This window comes from Phycicoccus sp. Root101 (assembly GCF_001426245.1).
Taxonomy (GTDB): Bacteria; Actinomycetota; Actinomycetes; order Actinomycetales; family Dermatophilaceae; genus Pedococcus.
The window spans coordinates 1-17,583 of sequence record NZ_LMCM01000007.1; the positions used below are offsets into that span (position 1 = coordinate 1).

15 protein-coding genes and 1 other annotated feature are annotated in these 17,583 nt (G+C 67.9%); of the genes, 2 read left to right on the forward strand and 13 right to left on the reverse strand.

What is annotated here, in order from left to right; all coding sequences use genetic code 11:
• Positions 1-108: 108 nt before the first annotated feature.
• A protein-coding gene (locus tag ASC58_RS10640) for an IS3 family transposase (RefSeq protein WP_157598451.1) occupies positions 109-1,373 on the forward strand; the annotation gives its coding sequence in 2 pieces (ribosomal slippage) (positions 109-388 and positions 388-1,373; 1,266 coding nt in all).
• Positions 387-530: a sequence feature (AL1L pseudoknot), on the forward strand. Its footprint overlaps the gene before it by 144 nt.
• 190 nt (positions 1,374-1,563) lie before the next feature.
• Positions 1,564-3,162, forward strand: a complete 1,599-nt coding sequence (locus ASC58_RS10645; RefSeq protein ID WP_056919299.1) for a DUF5677 domain-containing protein — start codon at positions 1,564-1,566, stop codon at positions 3,160-3,162.
• A 151-nt stretch (positions 3,163-3,313) separates the two neighbouring features.
• Here ASC58_RS10645 and ASC58_RS10650 read toward each other — a convergent pair whose 3' ends face one another.
• The 13 genes from ASC58_RS10650 to ASC58_RS10710 all read right to left on the reverse strand — a co-directional run bounded on the left by ASC58_RS10650 (position 3,314) and on the right by ASC58_RS10710 (position 17,460).
• Entirely contained in the window at positions 3,314-4,999 is a 1,686-nt protein-coding gene (locus tag ASC58_RS10650; protein WP_056919300.1) for a UvrD-helicase domain-containing protein, read from the reverse strand.
• On the reverse strand, positions 4,996-6,591 hold the full coding sequence (locus ASC58_RS10655) for an ATP-dependent endonuclease (RefSeq protein WP_200947804.1): 1,596 nt from the start codon (positions 6,589-6,591) through the stop codon (positions 4,996-4,998). The genes ASC58_RS10650 and ASC58_RS10655 overlap by 4 nt, the downstream gene beginning before the upstream one ends.
• A gap of 274 nt (positions 6,592-6,865) precedes the next feature.
• On the reverse strand, positions 6,866-10,192 hold the full coding sequence (locus tag ASC58_RS10660; protein WP_056919302.1) for a LysM peptidoglycan-binding domain-containing protein: 3,327 nt from the start codon (positions 10,190-10,192) through the stop codon (positions 6,866-6,868).
• Positions 10,189-10,686 (reverse strand): pilus assembly protein TadG-related protein, encoded by a 498-nt coding sequence (locus ASC58_RS10665; protein WP_235529192.1) that lies wholly within the window; start codon positions 10,684-10,686, stop codon positions 10,189-10,191. Before ASC58_RS10665 ends, ASC58_RS10660 begins: the two co-directional genes overlap by 4 nt.
• Positions 10,687-10,690: 4 nt before the next feature.
• Positions 10,691-11,143 (reverse strand): TadE/TadG family type IV pilus assembly protein, encoded by a 453-nt coding sequence (locus ASC58_RS10670; RefSeq protein ID WP_056919303.1) that lies wholly within the window; start codon positions 11,141-11,143, stop codon positions 10,691-10,693.
• Positions 11,140-11,520, reverse strand: coding sequence for a TadE family protein (locus ASC58_RS10675; RefSeq protein ID WP_082553201.1), 381 nt, complete (start codon positions 11,518-11,520; stop codon positions 11,140-11,142). The genes ASC58_RS10670 and ASC58_RS10675 overlap by 4 nt, the downstream gene beginning before the upstream one ends.
• 45 nt (positions 11,521-11,565) lie before the next feature.
• The gene (locus ASC58_RS10680; RefSeq protein WP_056919304.1) at positions 11,566-11,766 is read right to left on the reverse strand and encodes a hypothetical protein; all 201 of its coding nucleotides are present in this window, start codon (positions 11,764-11,766) and stop codon (positions 11,566-11,568) included.
• 95 nt (positions 11,767-11,861) lie between these two features.
• Positions 11,862-12,776, reverse strand: a complete 915-nt coding sequence (locus ASC58_RS10685; protein WP_235529193.1) for a type II secretion system F family protein — start codon at positions 12,774-12,776, stop codon at positions 11,862-11,864.
• The gene (locus tag ASC58_RS10690; RefSeq protein WP_056919306.1) at positions 12,773-13,651 is read right to left on the reverse strand and encodes a type II secretion system F family protein; all 879 of its coding nucleotides are present in this window, start codon (positions 13,649-13,651) and stop codon (positions 12,773-12,775) included. The genes ASC58_RS10685 and ASC58_RS10690 overlap by 4 nt, the downstream gene beginning before the upstream one ends.
• Positions 13,648-15,222, reverse strand: a complete 1,575-nt coding sequence (locus ASC58_RS10695) for a CpaF family protein (protein WP_235529194.1) — start codon at positions 15,220-15,222, stop codon at positions 13,648-13,650. Before ASC58_RS10695 ends, ASC58_RS10690 begins: the two co-directional genes overlap by 4 nt.
• Entirely contained in the window at positions 15,219-16,019 is an 801-nt protein-coding gene (locus ASC58_RS10700; protein WP_056919307.1) for a hypothetical protein, read from the reverse strand. The genes ASC58_RS10695 and ASC58_RS10700 overlap by 4 nt, the downstream gene beginning before the upstream one ends.
• A gap of 3 nt (positions 16,020-16,022) precedes the next feature.
• Positions 16,023-16,742 (reverse strand): SAF domain-containing protein, encoded by a 720-nt coding sequence (locus ASC58_RS10705; protein ID WP_082553202.1) that lies wholly within the window; start codon positions 16,740-16,742, stop codon positions 16,023-16,025.
• Positions 16,743-16,761: 19 nt separating this feature from the next.
• Complete coding sequence (locus ASC58_RS10710) at positions 16,762-17,460, reverse strand: ATP/GTP-binding protein (RefSeq protein ID WP_157598452.1); 699 nt, start codon at positions 17,458-17,460, stop codon at positions 16,762-16,764.
• Positions 17,461-17,583: the final 123 nt, after the last annotated feature.

Genomic DNA, 17,583 nt, shown 5'->3' on the forward strand with positions numbered 1-17,583 from the left:
TGTCCCGTACCGGGTCTGATGGAGGCTCTCATTCCACGGAAGGATGAGAGTCATGGTGTCCCGTACCGGGTCTGATGGAGGCTCTCATTCCACGGAAGGATGAGAGTCATGGCAGCACCGAGGAAGTATCCCGAGGAGCTTCGGGAGCGAGCGATCAGGATGGCCGTGGATCTGCGGCGTGACCCGGAGACAAGGTCCGGGGCGTTGAAGCGGGTTGGTGATCAGCTCGGGATCAATCCAGAGACCTTGCGCAACTGGGTCGGGCAGGCCGAGATCGACCAGGGTCATCGTCGCGGCGTGAGCACGGCCGAGGCCAAGCGGATTGCTGAGCTCGAGCGGGAGGTCAAGGAGCTGCGGCGGGCCAACGAGATCTTGCGCACCGCGTCAGCTTTTTTCGCCGCGGCGGAGCTCGACCGCAAGCTGAAGTGAGCACGTCGGTGCTGGTCGAGTACATCGACAGCCACCGCGACAGGTTCGGGGTCGAGCCGATCTGCACCGCCCTCACCCGGGCTGGCACACAGATCGCCCCGAGCACCTACTACGCCGCCAAGACCCGACCCCGGTCCGCCCGGGCAGTGCGCGACGAGGCAACGACGCAGGTCATCAAGGAGGTCCACGGCGCCAACTACGGCGTGTACGGCGTCCGCAAGATCCACGCCGAACTGACCCGTCAAGGACACCCGGTCGCCAGGTGCACGGTGCACCGGTTGATGAAGGCCGCCGGCTTGCGTGGCGCCAACCGGGCCAAGGGGCCTCGGACCACGATCAGTGGCACCAGCCCGGACACCCGACCAGACCTGGTCCAGCGGGCGTTCACCGCGACCGCACCCGATCAGCTGTGGGTCGCGGACATCACGTACTGCCGCACCTTCACCGGGTGGGCATACGCCGCTTTCGTCGTGGACGTCTACTCCCGTCGGGTCGTGGGCTGGCAACTGTCGAAGAACCTGCGCACCGACCTGGCATTGGACGCCCTCGAGATGGGTCTTTGGACACGCAGGCACGCCGGCCACGACACCAGTGGTCTGATTCACCACTCCGACAAGGGAGTTCAGTACGTTGCCGTGCGCTACACCCAGCGGCTGGCCGACGCCGGCGCCGTCGCGTCGGTCGGGTCCACCGGTGACAGCTACGACAACGCCCTGGCCGAGGCGTTCAACTCCCTGTTCAAGGCCGAACTGGTCCGCAACAAGGGCCCTTGGAAGAACATCGACGACCTCGAGATCGCCATCGCCGAGTACGTCGACTGGTTCAACCACCGACGCCTGCACGGCGAGATCGGATTGGTCCCACCAGCCGAGTACGAGGACAGCTACTACCGTCAAAACCCCGCACTGGCTACCGTCAGAGCGTCAGTTCCGAGCCTCCACTAAACCCGGTACGGGACAGTGCTCGCCGAGCAAGGCGACCACCAGCCGAGTACGAGGACAGCTACTACCGTCAAAACCCCGCACTGGCTACCGACCACCAGCCGAGTACGAGGACAGCTACTACCGTCAAAACCCCGCACTGGCTACCGTCAGAGCGTCAGTTCCGAGCCTCCACTAAACCCGGTACGGGACAGTGCTCGCCGAGCAAGGCAACGACGCGATCCGCAACTTCGTCGCATGGCAGCAGGCAGTTCAGGACGAACTGTCCGAGCACGATGAGAGCGCTTTTGTGGCCGAGTCGCTTGACGGTCGACTCACCAACCTCGCGCGCCTCGCCATCAAGATTCCGAGCGCACTAGCGGTGGTGTCGGAGCAAGCCGATGATCACGGTCTGCTTTCTGCCGGTGTGCGCAGTGTGCTCACCTCCTACCCGTACATGCCGGTTCCATGGCTGACTGCGGATGTCGAGGTGCACGCGCCTGAGCAGGCCGACATCGATCTCGTGCGCCAGGCGCTTCTCGAAGCGCTCAGCGACGGCCACCGCGAGGCGCTGATGAAGTGCTTCCGCACCTGGAGCACGGTTCGGGCCGGCACATTCTCATCAGACCAGCAGACCATCGACCTCCTGAAGACCTACCCAGACGAAGCAGAGTCCCGGTCCCAGGCGGACTCGGTCATTCGCTCTCAGTGGGGAGCACACAAGGGGATGCTGACGGTCCAGGACCCGAACTACTTCGACGGATCAATCAGGTGGGCGCGTGTGTTCTGGGGAGCCAACTCGATGACGTCCCAGTGCGTTCGCAAGAGGGAAGGGGAGAGCGAAACCACCCTACCGCCAGCACGTGATGGCTCGGCGTGGAACGAGACTCACATGGCCGAGTCCGAAGCCGCGGTGGCCACTGCACCGCCGCAAGCAAGCCCCGATCCAGACTCGGAGCCGGAGGCGCGGAACGACGGAGCTGCGGTGGTGGACGACGGCGGCGCGGGCGCGACCCCCGTTCCGTCCGATGGTGCGCACCTACGACAACTCACCATGGACCTGTTGTCCAGTTTTGTCGAAGCTCTGGAGACGGCGCCCGCCCGGTTGCACGACAAGGAGCGTCAGGAGGTCGTTTCGGGGTTGGTGTCGCGGGCCGGGCGAGATCTCATCGCGGTGCTTACAGCGCCCGATCTGTGGTGCATGGAGCACGGCGCCCACATCGTGCGCATGCTGGTGGAAACGAAGATCTACCTGCACTGGATGGCGCAGCAGGATCCAGCCATCTACCGCCAGTTCCAGGAATACGGCGCAGGCAAGGCGAAGCTCTACGCCCGCATTGCAGAGGAGGTGCCGGCAGAAGCACGCACGCCCGGATATCAAGAAGCCATGGACGAGTTCGAACGACTCAGCCACAACCACGGCATCATCGACTACAGGATCGTCGACACCCGAGACACATTCGCGCAGGGCAAGTCCATTCGCAGCATGGCCGACGAGACAGGTCTCTTGGACTTCTACCGACAGGCCTACTCACAAGCCAGCGGCGTGGCGCACTCCGAGTGGTGGTCTATCGAGACTCACGCGATGGAACGTTGCCTCAACCTCCTCCACGGTCTACACCTGATACCGAGCCTCTCCCTCAGCCTGGGTGGCAACGTCCAACTCGCGACGGCGTGGGTGGACCAGTTCTACTCGCTCGTGCGCACAGCCTTCAGCATCCTCGACACCGAGGAGCGCGCGGTCTCCTCGGCCTTCTCCTGGCTTGAGGAGACGGTGACTGAAGACAGCCTGATCCCCCACCCGACTTCGTGACCGTGGCAGGGGAAGTTGTATGTGACCGCCCAGAGTGATGAGTGGAATCTGTGGGCGTCCCCGACAGGCGGCATGACGTACCGCCTGACCTCACGATCAACGCTAGGCCTGGTGACTTGCTCAAGGCTGAGAGTGCTGCGAGCCGCAGCGACTACGTCACGCGGAGGTCGTCCCAGGGCGCATCGTTGAGCCATCGAATGACACCATCACGGTCGCGCGGGCTCGCTGGGCCGAGCTGAGCTACGAACCGCGATACTGCGCGGGATTTGTCGTGCCCGTCGACTTTCGGCACTACCTCGCTATAGGTGACGACGACGCCGTGCCGAGCTCGCGAGAGCATCACACCAAGAATGCGAGCCTCTTCTTCGAGTTCGACGTCACTGTTGTGAGCGCGGAAGAACGGCATGTTGTCATCCTCTGCGCCGACGATGAACACCCAGTCGAACTGTTGGCCCTTGCCGACATGACCGCTCAATAGATGGATGCCCGGTGCCTTGATGAGTGTCGTCTGGTCACCGACGCGGATCCGTTCCGCGATCCGGTCGGGATGTAGACCTTCTCCCAGTCGCTCGAGAGTCCACGTCAGAGCGTCAACCAAATTGCGGCGTGTGTCGTACTCGTCGATGAGATCGATGCCGGCGAGTTCGCGTAAGAAGGTCAGTTTGTCGGTCGCGAGTCCGAGGTCGGCGACGTTTAGTCGGGTCAGTGTCGACTTGACGATGTTCGCGGTCTCGGTGTCGAGCATCCCGTCTTCCCAACGGTGGACAGGCACATCCGTACCCCCAAGTTCTGCCTCGACGAAACGGACACGGCTCTTAATGCGCGACATGACTGCGATCCGGTGGTTTGGTGCGAGCTTGAGGATGAGTCGCGCGGCTCTGACGACCCAATTGGCCTCGCTCGTTGCGTGAGGGAACGTCATGGCGCCCGCGAGTCCACCAGCGGGCCACCGGCTCGGGTCGGCACTCGTGAGGTCTTCGCCGCCTGTGAGCGGATTCATCGCGTTCACCATGTCCAGCACCGCTGGCGAGGAGCGGTGGGACTCGTTGAAGGTGATGACGTGCTCGCACAGGGGGCGCATCAGCGCGTCGATCTCGGTTGGCGTGGCGCCAGCGAACCGGTAAATGCCCTGCGCAAGATCGCCAGCGAACGTGATATTCCCGTCGCTCAAGCGTTGCAGGACGCGCAATTGTTGTGGAGTGAGGTCTTGGTACTCGTCGACGATCACTGCCCCGAAGTGGCTCCGGTACAGGCCCGCCACGGCGTCGTTGGCGAGAATCAGCTCCGCATACCGGAGTAGGTCGTCGTAGGTGGCCCTGTTAGCAGCCAGTCGTTCATGCTCGATCTGGATCGCCCACTTGTTGCCGCGGGCCGCAAGCTCTGCGGCAACTTGAACGTCTGTTGAAGGCAGCTGCTTAACGACGCGGAAGATCTCAGTGACGGCGTCCTTGCCACCCCAGCCGATGCCTAGCTCGAAGCAGCGTTCTGTCACCCAATCGCTATCGGGCATCTCTAAGCCAGGATCAATGCCGATGACGGCGCCGTGGGCTCGGATGACTCGGGTCGCGAACCCATGAAAGTTGGCCACAGTGACGTACTCGCGCTGCGTCGCGAGGGGGACGTACTCCCTGAGACGTTCGCGCAGGTTGTCCTTCGCTCGGTTGGTGAACGTGGTGACCAGGATGCGGCGGGGTCGCGCCACGCGTTGCGCCTCGATCAGACCCGCAACACGGATGGCAAGCGCCTCTGTCTTGCCACAACCAGCCGGCGCTACCAGAAGGAGCGCTAGGGATTCGTGATCGCGTACCTCCGCCTGGGCGGGCGTGGGTGTTTTCACTTCCCGGCGACTTTCGTCAGGGTTGCGTTCACGCTCGTGATCTTGCGAGCTGTCGCATCGTCGAGAACTTTGGCCGCGGCCATTGCGGCGCGAACCTTGTGTCGGTACTTGATGACGAACGTCCTGATGTCGTCGGGAGTAGGCGTGCCGCCGGGTCCTGTCATTACACAGTTGGCGAGCTGGTTCTTTGTGAATAGGCCTGAGGTTCCGAAAGCCACCCAAGTGTCCAGGGCACCGATCGCGGCGATGTACTCCGCCTCGAGGTCGGGACCGGACACGAAGTGCCCGTTGCTCTCCAGGTCAGCCGCAGCCACCCCGAGCTTGTTGGCAGTGTCGTTGCGGGCGTCTTCGTCGACAAGCATCGTCATATCGACTTCGAATCCGTCGGCGCCGAATAGCTTGATGATGGCGCCCATGTCGCCGGCGCCGTCGGTCTCGACGATCGATACACCAAGCCGATCAAGATTCCGATCGGTCAGGTCAGCGACGACCTGGACGATGATCCGGTCCGAGACCCCTTCGACTGCCACAACGTGGCTTGCGGTGAGTGGTTCCAGTTTGTCCCGGACCCACCAGTGGACGACCATCTTCTCGTCAGCAGACAGGAACCCGGCTTTCGGCTGGACGAGCGTTCCCCCGGCACGTACGGCAACGATCGAGTCTGGCGAGAATGCGCTGACGATGTCTGGTGAATGGGTGGCGAGCAACTTCTGGTTGGGGCCGTCCCTGAGCAGGCTCGCCAAGCTCCGTTGACTGGTCGGGTGCAAGTGGATCTCGGGTTCATCGACGGCAACCATGTTTGCTCCGACGCTGAATAGGTCGTAAAGCGCGAGGGCGTAGAGCGCCCGAAGGCCATCGGACTGATCCGTGATGTTCTTAAAGCTGCCGCCGCGTTCGACGTGGAGCCGAACGTCTGCAAGCACGTCGCCGTCGGCTGTCGCGGCGGTGACGAACTCAAGTGCGCCCTTGTCTATCGCGATGGGGAGTGCTTTCGACAACTGTCCCGCAAGGTCGTCACGCAGACCTTCCAGAATCTTGGAGTTCTTGAGCCCCTTCTGGACCTGCTCCACCAAGGCATCGAAGCCCGCCTTCTCGGCGCCGAGGTCGACGCGCTGCAAGATCTCATCGAGCGCGGTGCGGCGGTCGTCGCGCAGGTCGCGTGCCATCGCGGTCGCGCCGAGGAGGGTCCAACCGAGCGCGTCCATCTGGGCTCGGGACAATTGCCGGTTGGTGCCCGAGTGCGGTGCCAGGCGGTCAATTCCAAGGGTGCCGTTGGCGTCCACGACGACTGCGAGCCGCACAGTCAGGGTGATCACACTGGTGATCGGGTCAACGGTGGCCTCGTCCGGGAACAGAGCGTGGTGGTCAGCGCTGAGGCCCGCAAGGTCGGCTTCGACCACGAAGGGCAGAGCCGGATCAGCAAAGTCTTCGGCAGTGATCCGGTTGTAGAGCTGCGCGTTGCTTGCGCCTAGGAGGAAGTCGAGGCACCTGAGCAACGACGACTTCCCGACGTCGTTTGGGCCGACTAGAATCAAATGCTGCCGGACTTCGATCTCAGAGTCTGCAAGGCGGCTGTGGTTCTCGATCTTCACTCTGGTCAGTCGCACTCGTAATCCCCCCGCAGGTCAATCGTCGCCCGCGGTCCGAGCGCAGCGTCCAACCTAGCCATCAAAATCGATGGTCGATGCAGATACGCCTGTTAGCCACGCTGTAGCGGGTTCTAGGTTGGCGTGTCGAGGGGTCAATCATGGCGTTTCGCCACCTCCGTTTGCCCGAATCCGGCTCGCGGCGGTTCGACACGGGTCCACACGCGAACCGATTGTCACCGCGGGAGAGTCTTGGGAGTCTGCTGACACTCCAGCTAGGTCAGCCGGCCTTTCGGGATCGCTCGTGCCAGTCGCGTGTGGTGATGACCCGTTTGGTTCGGTCCGACAGCTCGGGCGGGGGGGCCTCGTCGTCGGTGCGGTTACACACCTCGTCACGCAGGATCCGCTCTGCCTCGCCGGGGTGACCTTCGGCGTCGGCGACCGCGGCGAGGTCCAGTCTGGGGATCTCCTCGTCGGGCGCCGCCAGGGCAGCCGTCTCTGCGGCCAGTCGAGCCTGGCGGGTATCTCCCGTCTGGAGGCTGTGGGTGGTGACGAGGTGCGCGACGTCAACGATGGCGCAGATCATGTGCTGGTCGAGGCGGTCGCCCTCGGACAGGAAGGACCATCCGCCGTCGCGGAGCCGATCGAAAGGCCGGCCCTGCACCAGTCGAAGCGCCGTGCGGAGGTCCTCGACGCCGTCCGGTCCACGCGACTCCCCCCGAACGCGGAGCCTGCGAAACAGGTCCACGTCGACGAGCAGGTCGAGAACCTGGTACACCCCGACGCCACTGGCGATGGCCGCTGGCGCTTTGCGCGCGTCGGGCAGGTGGGTCTCACCGGTTCGCGGGTTCGTGCCGAGCCAGTCGCGGACGATGCGGACGTAGTCTCGGGCCTTGGCCGGGGTGATGCTGAAGGCGTATGCCAGCTCTTCCGGGGTCGCCCCGTGCGCGCGGGTGGCCAGGAACGCGAGCATCTCGGTGTAGTACGGCTTGCGCTTGGTGACCGGGGTGCCGCGGGTCCGGGCGGCGACCGGTCCGAGCAGGGTCAGCCTGGGCAGGGGGCAGTCCTGGGACCACCACATGGCCAGGTCGTCATCCAGGGTGGGGTCAGCGTCGGCCACCGCGTCGCTCACCCGCTGCGGCACCTGGGGCGCGAGGGTCTCGAGGTCGTCATTCGTGGTGGCGCCCTTGCGCAGGTAGTCCTCGTCGTCGTGGTCCAGGAGCGAGACCGCCCCGTCGTCGTCGGCCGGGTCGTGTCGGGTAATGGTGTGTTCTTCACGCAGTGCGCCGGCCTCGTCGGACCAGGCGCGCCACCCGTCGCGGGCGTGCTGGTCGACGGGCATCGGTGCGTCGGCCAGGTCCTCGCTCTGCGCCAGGAGGGCCGCGCAGCCTTGGGCCTCATCGCTGGTCAAGCCGACTGCGATCAGGTCGAGGCCGGCATGAGGCAGGATGACCCGGCCGTTGCCGGTGACGCGCAGGACCAGGCCCGGGGTGCCCTTCCGCTCGCCGCGGACGACCACACAGGTGCCGGTCTGACCGGCGTGCCGGTAGACGGTCTCGAGCAGCTGCTCCAGGGCTGGTGGCAGCCCACCCCCCGCGGACTCACCAGGGGAGCCTTCGCTGTCCTCGGCCGCCTCGACCAGCAGGAGCCGCGCCGGCCAGGCCTCGGCCCCGTCCTGGCGTGCCCGGGCGGTGACGATGTCGGCGTCGGCTTCGGCACTGCGGTCGATCATGGTGATGGCGTCGGCCAGGGCCTGCGCTGCGGGATCCTCTTCACCGGCGGCGTGGACATGGATGCGGTCGGTGTTCATGGCCGCGACCTCGTGTGCGACGCCGACCAGGTCGACCCGGACCCCGTGCGACCACGGGTTGCAGGCGATCTCGGCGGCCACGTACCGGGCGAAGTCGCGCCCGAACGTGGCGTCCCCGGTGATGCTCAGGTCAAGGTCCTCGATGTTGAGCAGCCACACGCCGCCGTCGTCGCCGGCACCAATGGTGACCAGCAAGGGGTACGGGGCGGGCTGGTCGGGGGTAAGGGGACCGACGTCGCGCAGGTCGGCCCCGGCGGCCAGGGTCCAATGCAGCTGGTCGGCGCTCCCGACCCACGGCGGTTCCAGTGTCGTCGGGGTCGACAGGTGCAAGGTCAGGGCATGCTGGGCCAGCTCCACAGCCGCCAGTTCCGGCATTCGTGCGGTCGAGGCCGCGGTCTCCACGGCGAGACGTCGCAAGGCCTCGTCCATGACCTGCACGTTGACGCTGGCCGGGCCACCGACTGCGGTGAGTGTCTTCTCCACGGGCGCGAGCCGTGCCTCCGGGGCGGCGATGGTGCGCCCCGGGCGCCGGGCCCGGAACTGGGCTTTGCGGCGGCCGCGCAGTGCCAGCAGCATGGCCCCGGCCAGCATCGCTCCCGCACCGGTCAGACCGGCCAGCATCCACGGCGCATGCGGGGGGTCAGCGTCGTCGTGGGTGTCACCGCTGGTGGCCGCGGGGGTGGGCTCTGGTTGCTGGACTGTCGGCGCGTCCGCCGGTGGCGTGGTCGGCGACTCCGGTGCCGCCTGTGGGGCAGCTGCCTGCGGGGTCGGCTCCCCTGCGCCGGCCGGCTCGGAGGATCCGAGTCGTGGGTGCTCGGTGCCGGCTGGCTCGCGGTGCGCGTTGGCCGTCGCAGCGACGGCTGCCTTCATGGCCGGGATGGACAGCTCCCAGCCGGGCAGGATCAGGTCAGGGTCGCTCAGATGGCGGCCGTCGGGCTGCACGGTGTCCTTGGATGCCTCAAAGATCTCGGGGTACTTGTCCGCGTCGCCGAGCTCTTCCTCGGCGATCTGCGACAGGGTGTCGCCACGGTGGACGGTCACCCCGTGTTCCACCATCTGTTTATCCGGGTGGGCGCCGGTGGTGGGCGTCGCGGCCGGGACATGGAGCACCTCCCCGACGGTCAGGAATCCCGGGTTGGGTCCGAGGACGTCACGGTTCAGGTCCGCCAGTTCGGTGTAGCGGCTTCCCGCCCCCAGGTACTGCTGCGCGAGGGACCAGAGCGTTTCGCCGCGCTGTACGACGTGGTCCAAGGTCGTCGGTTCTGGGCGCGCCGTCGTGGCCTGCGCCTCGGTGTGACGGGCTGTGGCGCGCGCGGGCTTTGGCGTGGGGCTGCCGTGATGGGCGCCGGTGAGGGGGGTGGCTGCGCGGGCGGGCGCAGCGGTGACCGTCTGGGTGGTCGCCTGCGTCGCCATTGGGGCGGCCTGGACGGGGGTGCCGGTCAGGGGGGCGGCCACGAACAGCAGGATCGCCGCGCCGACCAGGCCCGCGGCAGCCGTCTGAGGCACGTGCAGGCCCGGCAGCCGCGGGGCGCGGACGCCGCGGGCCCGGGCCAGGATCTCCAGCGCGATCGACCCGGCCAGGAACAGCCACGCCGCCCACCCGAGAACCGTGAGCGCACCCAGGGCCAGGGTCCCGTCGTCCGGGCTGGTCAGCGCGGTCCGGACCTGGTCGAGTGTGGGCCAGGTGTCGGGTATCGGGTCGGCGCCGACAGCCACGAGGGTGATCGGCAGGGCGACCACGATGACCACGATGGTCAGGGCTGCGATCAGTCCGGTGAGCCGGGTTCGTAGTGTCATCGCTGCACCCCTTGCAGTGCTCTGGTGATGGTTGCCTGCCCGTGGCCGGTCACGGTGAGGTGGTTGATCCCGATGATGGACAGGAACTTGGTGGTGTAGACCGCGCTGGTTGTGACCTCGATGGTGTCGCCGCCGGTGACCCGGGCGGTGCCGGCGACGTCGCCGGCGGCGAGGTAGCTGCGAGCGGCCTGGACTGCTCGGGAGGTGTCCGCGATTGCGCCTTCACCGCGGATGGCCGGTGCAGCCTGGAGTTGCTGGCCGCCGACCCGGGCTGCCTGGCGGGCGATGTCTCGGGCGTGCTGTTGGGCGTACACCTGGCCACCCAGGTCCACGGCCATCCCGACCAGAACGATCATGACGAAGCCGGTGGTCACGATCCAGAGGGTGATGGAGCCGCGCTCCGACGCGCAGACGACCCCGCCGCCGCCGAGGCCGCGCAGCCGGGCTGTGGGGCGGCGGGTCGAGCTGACGAGCTGGGGGTTCGTGTGGTGCATGGCCTCACCGCTCTCGGTAGGTGTCCAGCGGCGAGGACATGCTCGCTGCCACGGTTCGGGTGCCTGGGACTCCGGGCACGGCCAGGTCGGAGAGGTTGACCACGCAGGTGACGGTGGCCCGCACGCTGGCGGGGGTGCCCACAGGCGAACCGAAGCCGCTGGTGTCGACGCTGATGGTCATCCGCAGGCAGTTGACTTTCTGGTTGTTCAGGGCCTGCGTGGCCGCGGCTGTTGCCGTGTCCACGGCCTGGGCCTGGGTCCGCGAGATGGAGGCGGATCGGGCGGCTTCGGTGGCCGCCGAGCCCACGGCCTGGTTGGCTACGGCTACCCGGCCGGCGAACATGATGAGCCCGACGAAGAGCATGAACGCCGGCACCCCGATGGCGGCCTCGATGACGGCCGACCCTGCCTCGCGCCCCGCGAGCCAGAGGCGGGGCTGGCGCCGTAGGTGGCTCACTGGGTGGTCCTCTCGACGGGGGCGCTGGCGCTTTGGGTGATCTTGGGTGCCCAGCCGGGGATCACGCTGAGCGAGCGTCCGGTGACGGTCACGGTGGCGGTGGTGGTGCTGCGGGAGCTGCGGATCCTGGGCGCCTGGAGCACGTCGTCACCGCCGGCTGCGGTGATGAAGGCGTAGGCGTCGTGGGCGCCTGTCGCGCCGGATCCGCCCACTCCAGCGGCGGTCCGGACGCCCTCTTGCGCGGCGGCCAGGGCGACGGTTCGTGCGTGGTAGATGAGGGCACCTTGCATGCCGAGGAACATCACCGCGAACAGCGCCGGCATCAGCAGCACCATCTGGATCGAGGTCGATCCACGGTCGTGTTCCGTGACCGCCATCCAGGGGTCACGGGACGCGAACCTGCGGGGCCGGTGCACGGTTGTCTACTTGATCTCTGCGGCCTTGGTGCGCACATAGTTGGTGATCGCGAGGACGACGATCCCGACGATGGCGATGACGGCCACCGCCCAGATGACGTTCTCGATCGTCACCGAGCCGCGCTCGGGGTCCTTGGTGGGCTTGCGGATGGCGATGTCGCGCATCGCGATGCCGAGGGTGTGCAGTGTTGCTGCGAGGTAGTACATAGGGTCTCCCCCTGGTTCGGTCCGGTGGTTGGTCGGGGCCCGGCGCCCCGGAGGTTGGGTCCGTTACATGGGTAGTGGCCCGGTGGGTGAGGTGGTCAGGTGCTGCCTGCGATCACGCGCAGCAGGGCAGGTGCGACGAGGATGGCCAAGAAGATCACCCCCAGCAGGCTCATCGGGATGGACATCTTTTCGCCGACCTCGTTGGCCCTGGCCTTCTCGGTGGCGAGCATCGCGCTGCGCATCCCTGCGGAGCGGGCGCGCAGGCTGCGGTAGATCTGGGCGCCCTCCTCCCCGGACAGGCGCATGATGTCGGCGAGGTCGTCGAGCTCGGGCAACCCCAGCTCGAGGGCCAGGGCGTGCAGGGCATCCCATGGGGTCAGCCCAGACCATCGGGTGCGGGCGAGCTCCTCGCCGAGGCGGCGGAACACCCAGGAGTCGCCCACGCCCGCGGCCACCTCCATGGCCTGTCGGGGCCCGGCGCCGGAGTTGCGCTCGAGCGCCACGAAGTCGATGTATGCGCCCAGCGCGCGGCTGAACTCGGCCCGTACCTTCTTGGCGTCGTCGCGGACGTTGTAGTTGGGCAGGAAGAACATGACAGTCGCCAGACCGACGGTCGCGACGGCGGGGATGAAGATGGGCAGGCGCGCCCCGAGGAGGGTGAAGAAGGTGGTTAGCAGTGGCGGGATGGCCAGCCCGAGCAGGGCGAACATGATCTTCTCGCCGTAGTAGCGGCTGACAGGAGTCCGCAGGATCGCCAGCTCCTGGACCGGGATGGTGCCCCAGGTACCGACCGGCAGGGTCTTCATCCCCCAGGCGCCCAACCGTTCGCGGGTGTCGGCGGCCGGGTGCAGCGCCTCGACGGCGCGCCGCTTGGCGTGCTCGGGTGACAACCGCCCGAGCGCATCGCCCAGGTCGGGGTCGGCAGGGGTCAGGCGCCAGACCAGCAGCGCCACCCCGAGGCCGATGAGGGCGCCACCGGTCAGCGCTAGCTGCAGACCGGTGGCCATCATCGGGCTGCCTGCCTGCAGGCGGACCCGATGAACCGGGGCAGCGGCTTCCCGGTGGACATCGTGCGCATCCACAGCAGCGTCGCCACGTACAGGCCGAGCAGCAGCACCAGGAGCAGCTGCCCGATCGGGGTCCCGTAGGGGCGGACGTAGTCCCCGGTCAGCGCCAGGACACCGAGGACTGAGATCGTGATCAGGGTGACCCAGCGCGCGGTCGACCGCGGCCTGGCCCGGTCCGACTCGATCTCTCGCCTGGCTGCGACGTCGGCTGCGGTGGACTCAGCGAGGGCTTCCAGGACGCTGGCCACGCCGGCGCCTCGGTGGCGGGCCGCGAGGATGAGGTTGCCGGCGATCAGGTCGCCGGTGGTGTCGTCGAGCTCGTCGGCGAAGGCGCGCAGGGCGTCTTCGGTGGCCCACCGGGCACGCAGCCGGGACGCCAGGCGGGTGACCTCGGGCCGGATCGCTTCAGGGGTTGAGCGCAGGGTGGAGATCAGTGCCTGCTCGAGGCCGACGCCGGCGGTGAGGATGCCCGCCAGGGAACGGGTCCACTCCTCCATCGCTTCCAGCCGGTAGATCTTGCTGGCCGAGGGTGGCGCGGACAGCAGGATGGGCACGCCTGCGGCCGCCGCAGGCACGAGCGGGATCGCGATGATCCAGCCCGTCAGGAGCGCGACCGCGACGCCCGCCGCGGCGCCTGCGGCCAGCAGGAGCCGGGTGTGCCGGTCCAGCCCACGGAGTCGACCCAGACTGGCTCCTTTGCCGATGGTGCTGCGCTTCGGCGCCGGGGGTGGGGTGGGGTGGGGCCGCAGACCGGCGACGACGCCCAGCAGGCCGGCGACGATCAGCGCTCCGGCCACGGCCGGTACCAGCGGGGTCATGATGCGGCCTCGCTATGCCCGTAGAACTCCTCGAGAACGAATCCCCACACGGCAAGCTCCCGGTACTCATCGGGCAGGACCGCAGGCTCCGCCTGCCGGCTGCCGGGCGGTGCGAGGAAGACCCGCTGGACGGCGTACCCCTTCTCGCGCTCTCCGGGGGTCAGGGTGAGGATTTCGGTGACCCAGCGGGAGCGTTGCGCGGTGCCGTCGGCCAGTGGGGTGGTTTCCAGGTGGACGTGCACGATGATGTCGATGCTGGCTGCGATCGCCCGCACGGCGTAGTCGTGGGTGATGTGGGGCCCGGCCTCCATGGCGCAGGTCACCAGCTTGCCGATCGCTCCTTCGGCGTTCTTGGCGTGGGTGGTGGATATCGAGCCCGCGCCGGACTCCATGGCCTTGAGCATGGCCAGGACCTCCGGTCCTCGAACTTCACCCACGATCTGGCGGGAGAGGTCGAACCGGAAGCTGTCGAACAGGGCTTGGCTCAGGGTGAACTCGCCGGCCTGGCTGCCGTCGGCGGTCCGCTCGCCGGAGCCGGGGCGCGCCTCCCACGGGAAGACGTACGGGTGCTGGTCCTTAAGCTCGTGCAGGTGAAGCTCGTACTCGGTTTCGAAGGTGCCGATGATCTCGTGCTGGGGGATCTCCGCGCACAGCGCCCTGACCAGGGTGGTCTTGCCTGCTCCCTGGGCGCCGGACACGACGATGCTGCGGCGGGCCTTCACGGCCGCGGACAGGAATGACGCCGCCAGCTCCGTGAGGGTCCCACGGTCGACCAGGTCGGCCAGGGTGACCCTGCGCAGTCGGTGCCGCCGGATGACCACCGATGGGCGCGGTGTGACCCATGCCGCTGCGGCCAGCCGTGCGCCGCCGTCCAGACGCAGGTGCAGCCGCGGCTGACCCTCCGAGAAGGGCCGCGCGTTGACCTCCGACCGAGAGGCCAGGAAGACCAGGAAGTCGATCAGCTCCTGGTCCGAGTTGGCCACGGGCGGCCCGGGGATCACGCGGCCGTCGGTGAGCTCGAGGAACACCGAGTCGCAGCCGAAGATCAGGATGTTCTCGACCCGGTGGTCGTCGACCAGTGGTTGCAGTCGCCCGAGCCCGAACAGGGAGTCGTCGACGGCCTTGGCCAAGGCGTCCTGCTCGGCGGGGTCCCACGCCTGTTGGCCAGCGCCGACTCGCTCGTCGTGCTCGTTGTTGAGCAGCTCGAGGATGATCGCGCGGCCGTGCTCTCGCTGCGCGGCCGGGCGCAGGTGGCCCCGCTCCTCCCCGAGGGCGGCACTGAGACGGTCCGAGGCCTGTCCCCGCAGGGCGGTGACCAGGCCCCAGTCGATGTCGGCGCCGTGCCGATAGATCCGGGGCATGTTCTGGTCGACGCCGTCGGGCTCGGTCGGGTTTCGCGGGCGCGACGAAGTCGGTGTCGGGCCGGCCGTTGGTGACATCGAGAACGACCCCCGCACCCTGCCCGGGCGGACGGTCGGGCGGTCCGTCGGCGGCGCGGCGAACAACGGCAGGAAGGCCGGGTCGGTGGGGTGGCTGCCCGGCTCGCGGTTCACCGTGGTGTTGTCGGTCATGCCGTCCCCCCGACGATCTGCGTGGCGAGCTGGTCGCGGTTGGTGGTCACCGCGGACTGGATCGAGGTCCGAGCCGCCGTGAGGCTGCGGACGAGGCGGGAGGAGTCGAATCGGCGCGGTGCCTTGGCTCCCTTGGCGAATACGTTGGAGGCCGCGGGGTCCCAGGCCAGCGAGGCGATTACTGGGATCTGCAGGACCTTCTGGACGTCCCGGGCGGGGTAGGGCTCCCCCTCCCCGACGAGCAGCAAGCCCAAAGAGGACGTCCCGCCGACTCCTTCGAACCCGGTTCGCAGCGTCTCGACCCAAGACCGTGCCCCGGACAGGGACACCAGGTCTGTCCGGGTCACCATCAGGGCCAGATCCGCCGCGTAGATCAGAGGCTCGGGGCTCCCGACCAGGCCGAGCCGGCCCGCGTCGACGATGACGTCCTGGCCCGTGGCCTCTAGTGCCATCAGCTCCGCGGCGAGCGTCTGCCACAACGGCAGCAGGCTGCGCGCTTGCCCGTGCGCGCGGGTGCCCGGCAGCAGGGAGACCGCCGCGTTGGGCAGGCCTGGCATCCGCACCGTGGACTCGGCGATCGCCTCGCGCAGCTGGCCGTGCCGCTGCGCCAGCGCCAAATCGATCAGCGAGTTCGTCGGCGTCGACTCGCCACGCAGGTAGCCGGCGAAAACAGCCGAACCGCCGGTCGGGTCGGCTTCGACCAGCAGCACCGGCCGCGACCAAGTCAGGGCCAGCCCCAGGGCCGAGGCCGTGACCCCGGGCGACCCGGAGGCGGAGAACAGCACGATCAGGGCCATGGCTCAGCGTTCCCGGCTGTCCAGGACCAGCGCCACCTTGCCAGTCGCCGCCCGAGCCGCCAGCTCGGCGGCCTGCTCTTGCGGCACCTCGACGGAGACCACCGTCTGCTCGTTCTCGCCGTTCGGGTGGAGACCCACCACGGTCGCGGAGATGGCTTCAGGCGGCTCCTGACCCACGTCGCCTTGCTGACCTGGGGTCGCCACGATGCGGACTTGGTCGCCGGCCAGCAACTTCTCTCCCGGCATCAGTGAGGGCGGCAACGCGACCCCTACCACCGACCTGCCCTTCCCAGGCAGGACGGTGGTGGTCACGTCCGCGGCCGTGATCAGGCTGCCGGCGGCCATGTCCATCGCCGCGCGCTGGCCCACCAGGCTTCCCAGGCGGTCGCCCGGCATGCTCTTGAGGGCGGGATCCAGCCCCACTTGGACCGTCATCAGGTCGCCTCGGGTGATCGCCTCCCCGCGGGTGACGGTCTGGCGCATCGCCACCACCTCGTGGGTGTTGGCCGTCGACGACCACGTCCATGCCCCCAGCAGGGCGCCGAGGATGACGGCCGCAACCGACGCGGCGACCAACGCCGGTCGACGACGAAGCTTTGGCGCCGGCGTCACGGACGCCTGCCCGCCGTCGGCGCCGCTCTTGGCTCGACGCCGGCGGACCGGTCGCGTGCCTGCTCCCTCGCTCACGGCGGCGGAGTCGGCCGTCTCGGTGGTCAGCGCCATCTGTTCCCCCTAGAGCTGCTCAGCTGCTCAGCACCTGGGCTTCGCCCATGGTGATCGTGGTCGTGTCGGTGAAGTCCAGCGGGATCGTGCCGGTCAGGCCGATCCCTACCCAGGTGACGACCCAGTAGGTCGTGGCCCGCACCGTGTAGGTGCCTTGCCGGGTGTAGGTGTGCCCGCAGGTCGGGGACGACTGTTTGCCGTAGGAGTCGGCATACGCCGTGCCTGGCCCGGTGCACGTGATCTTGGCGCCGTCGCCCATCGTCCAGACGGTGCGTTGAGCCTTCGCTGTTGCCGTGACCGTGAAGCCACCTGCCGTCGCGGACTGGGTTTGCGGCCCCCACGTCGTCGCCCCAGGATTCTGTGCCCACATCCACGTCGGCATCCCTATGATCCCAACGTTTCCCGCTCCGGACTCCGGCACGATGCCGATGTTGATGGCGCGGAGGTTCATCCGCGCGACCGCCTGCCGCGCCAGCACCTGCGGGTCCGGCGGCGCGCCGTTCGGTGGCTTGGCCAGCCAGAGCCAGAAGGCAATCCCGGAAACCGGACCGATACCCACCGGTCGCGTGCACACGTAGACCTGACCGGTCGTGCGCCCACCCCAGGCCGGGTCACTGAACGGCGGCTTCGGCTGCAACACCTTGGCGTAGCACTGCTGCGACTGCACCCACCATCCATCCGACGAGGAGCAGGGCACCACCTTCGTCGGCGAGGTCAAGGCCAGGGTGCACGTTGGCAGGGAGACGGGCTTGGCGTCACCCCCGGCGCCGCCACCCCCACCACCCCCGCCACCACCGGGGCCGGTGACGACGATGATGCACTCCCCACTCCAAGGATCAGG

Excerpts from the sequence above, each read along its gene's own strand:
- ASC58_RS10675 (WP_082553201.1), bottom strand. The coding sequence starts at position 11,520 with ATGGCGGTCACGGAACACGACCGTGGATCGACCTCGATCCAGATGGTG.
- ASC58_RS10660 (WP_056919302.1), bottom strand. The coding sequence starts at position 10,192 with ATGACACTACGAACCCGGCTCACCGGACTGATCGCAGCCCTGACCATC.
- ASC58_RS10705 (WP_082553202.1), bottom strand. The coding sequence starts at position 16,742 with ATGGCGCTGACCACCGAGACGGCCGACTCCGCCGCCGTGAGCGAGGGA.
- ASC58_RS10665 (WP_235529192.1), bottom strand. The coding sequence starts at position 10,686 with ATGCACCACACGAACCCCCAGCTCGTCAGCTCGACCCGCCGCCCCACA.
- ASC58_RS10680 (WP_056919304.1), bottom strand. The coding sequence starts at position 11,766 with ATGTACTACCTCGCAGCAACACTGCACACCCTCGGCATCGCGATGCGC.
- ASC58_RS10690 (WP_056919306.1), bottom strand. The coding sequence starts at position 13,651 with ATGACCCCGCTGGTACCGGCCGTGGCCGGAGCGCTGATCGTCGCCGGC.
- ASC58_RS10695 (WP_235529194.1), bottom strand. The coding sequence starts at position 15,222 with ATGACCGACAACACCACGGTGAACCGCGAGCCGGGCAGCCACCCCACC.
- ASC58_RS10700 (WP_056919307.1), bottom strand. The coding sequence starts at position 16,019 with ATGGCCCTGATCGTGCTGTTCTCCGCCTCCGGGTCGCCCGGGGTCACG.
- ASC58_RS10685 (WP_235529193.1), bottom strand. The coding sequence starts at position 12,776 with ATGATGGCCACCGGTCTGCAGCTAGCGCTGACCGGTGGCGCCCTCATC.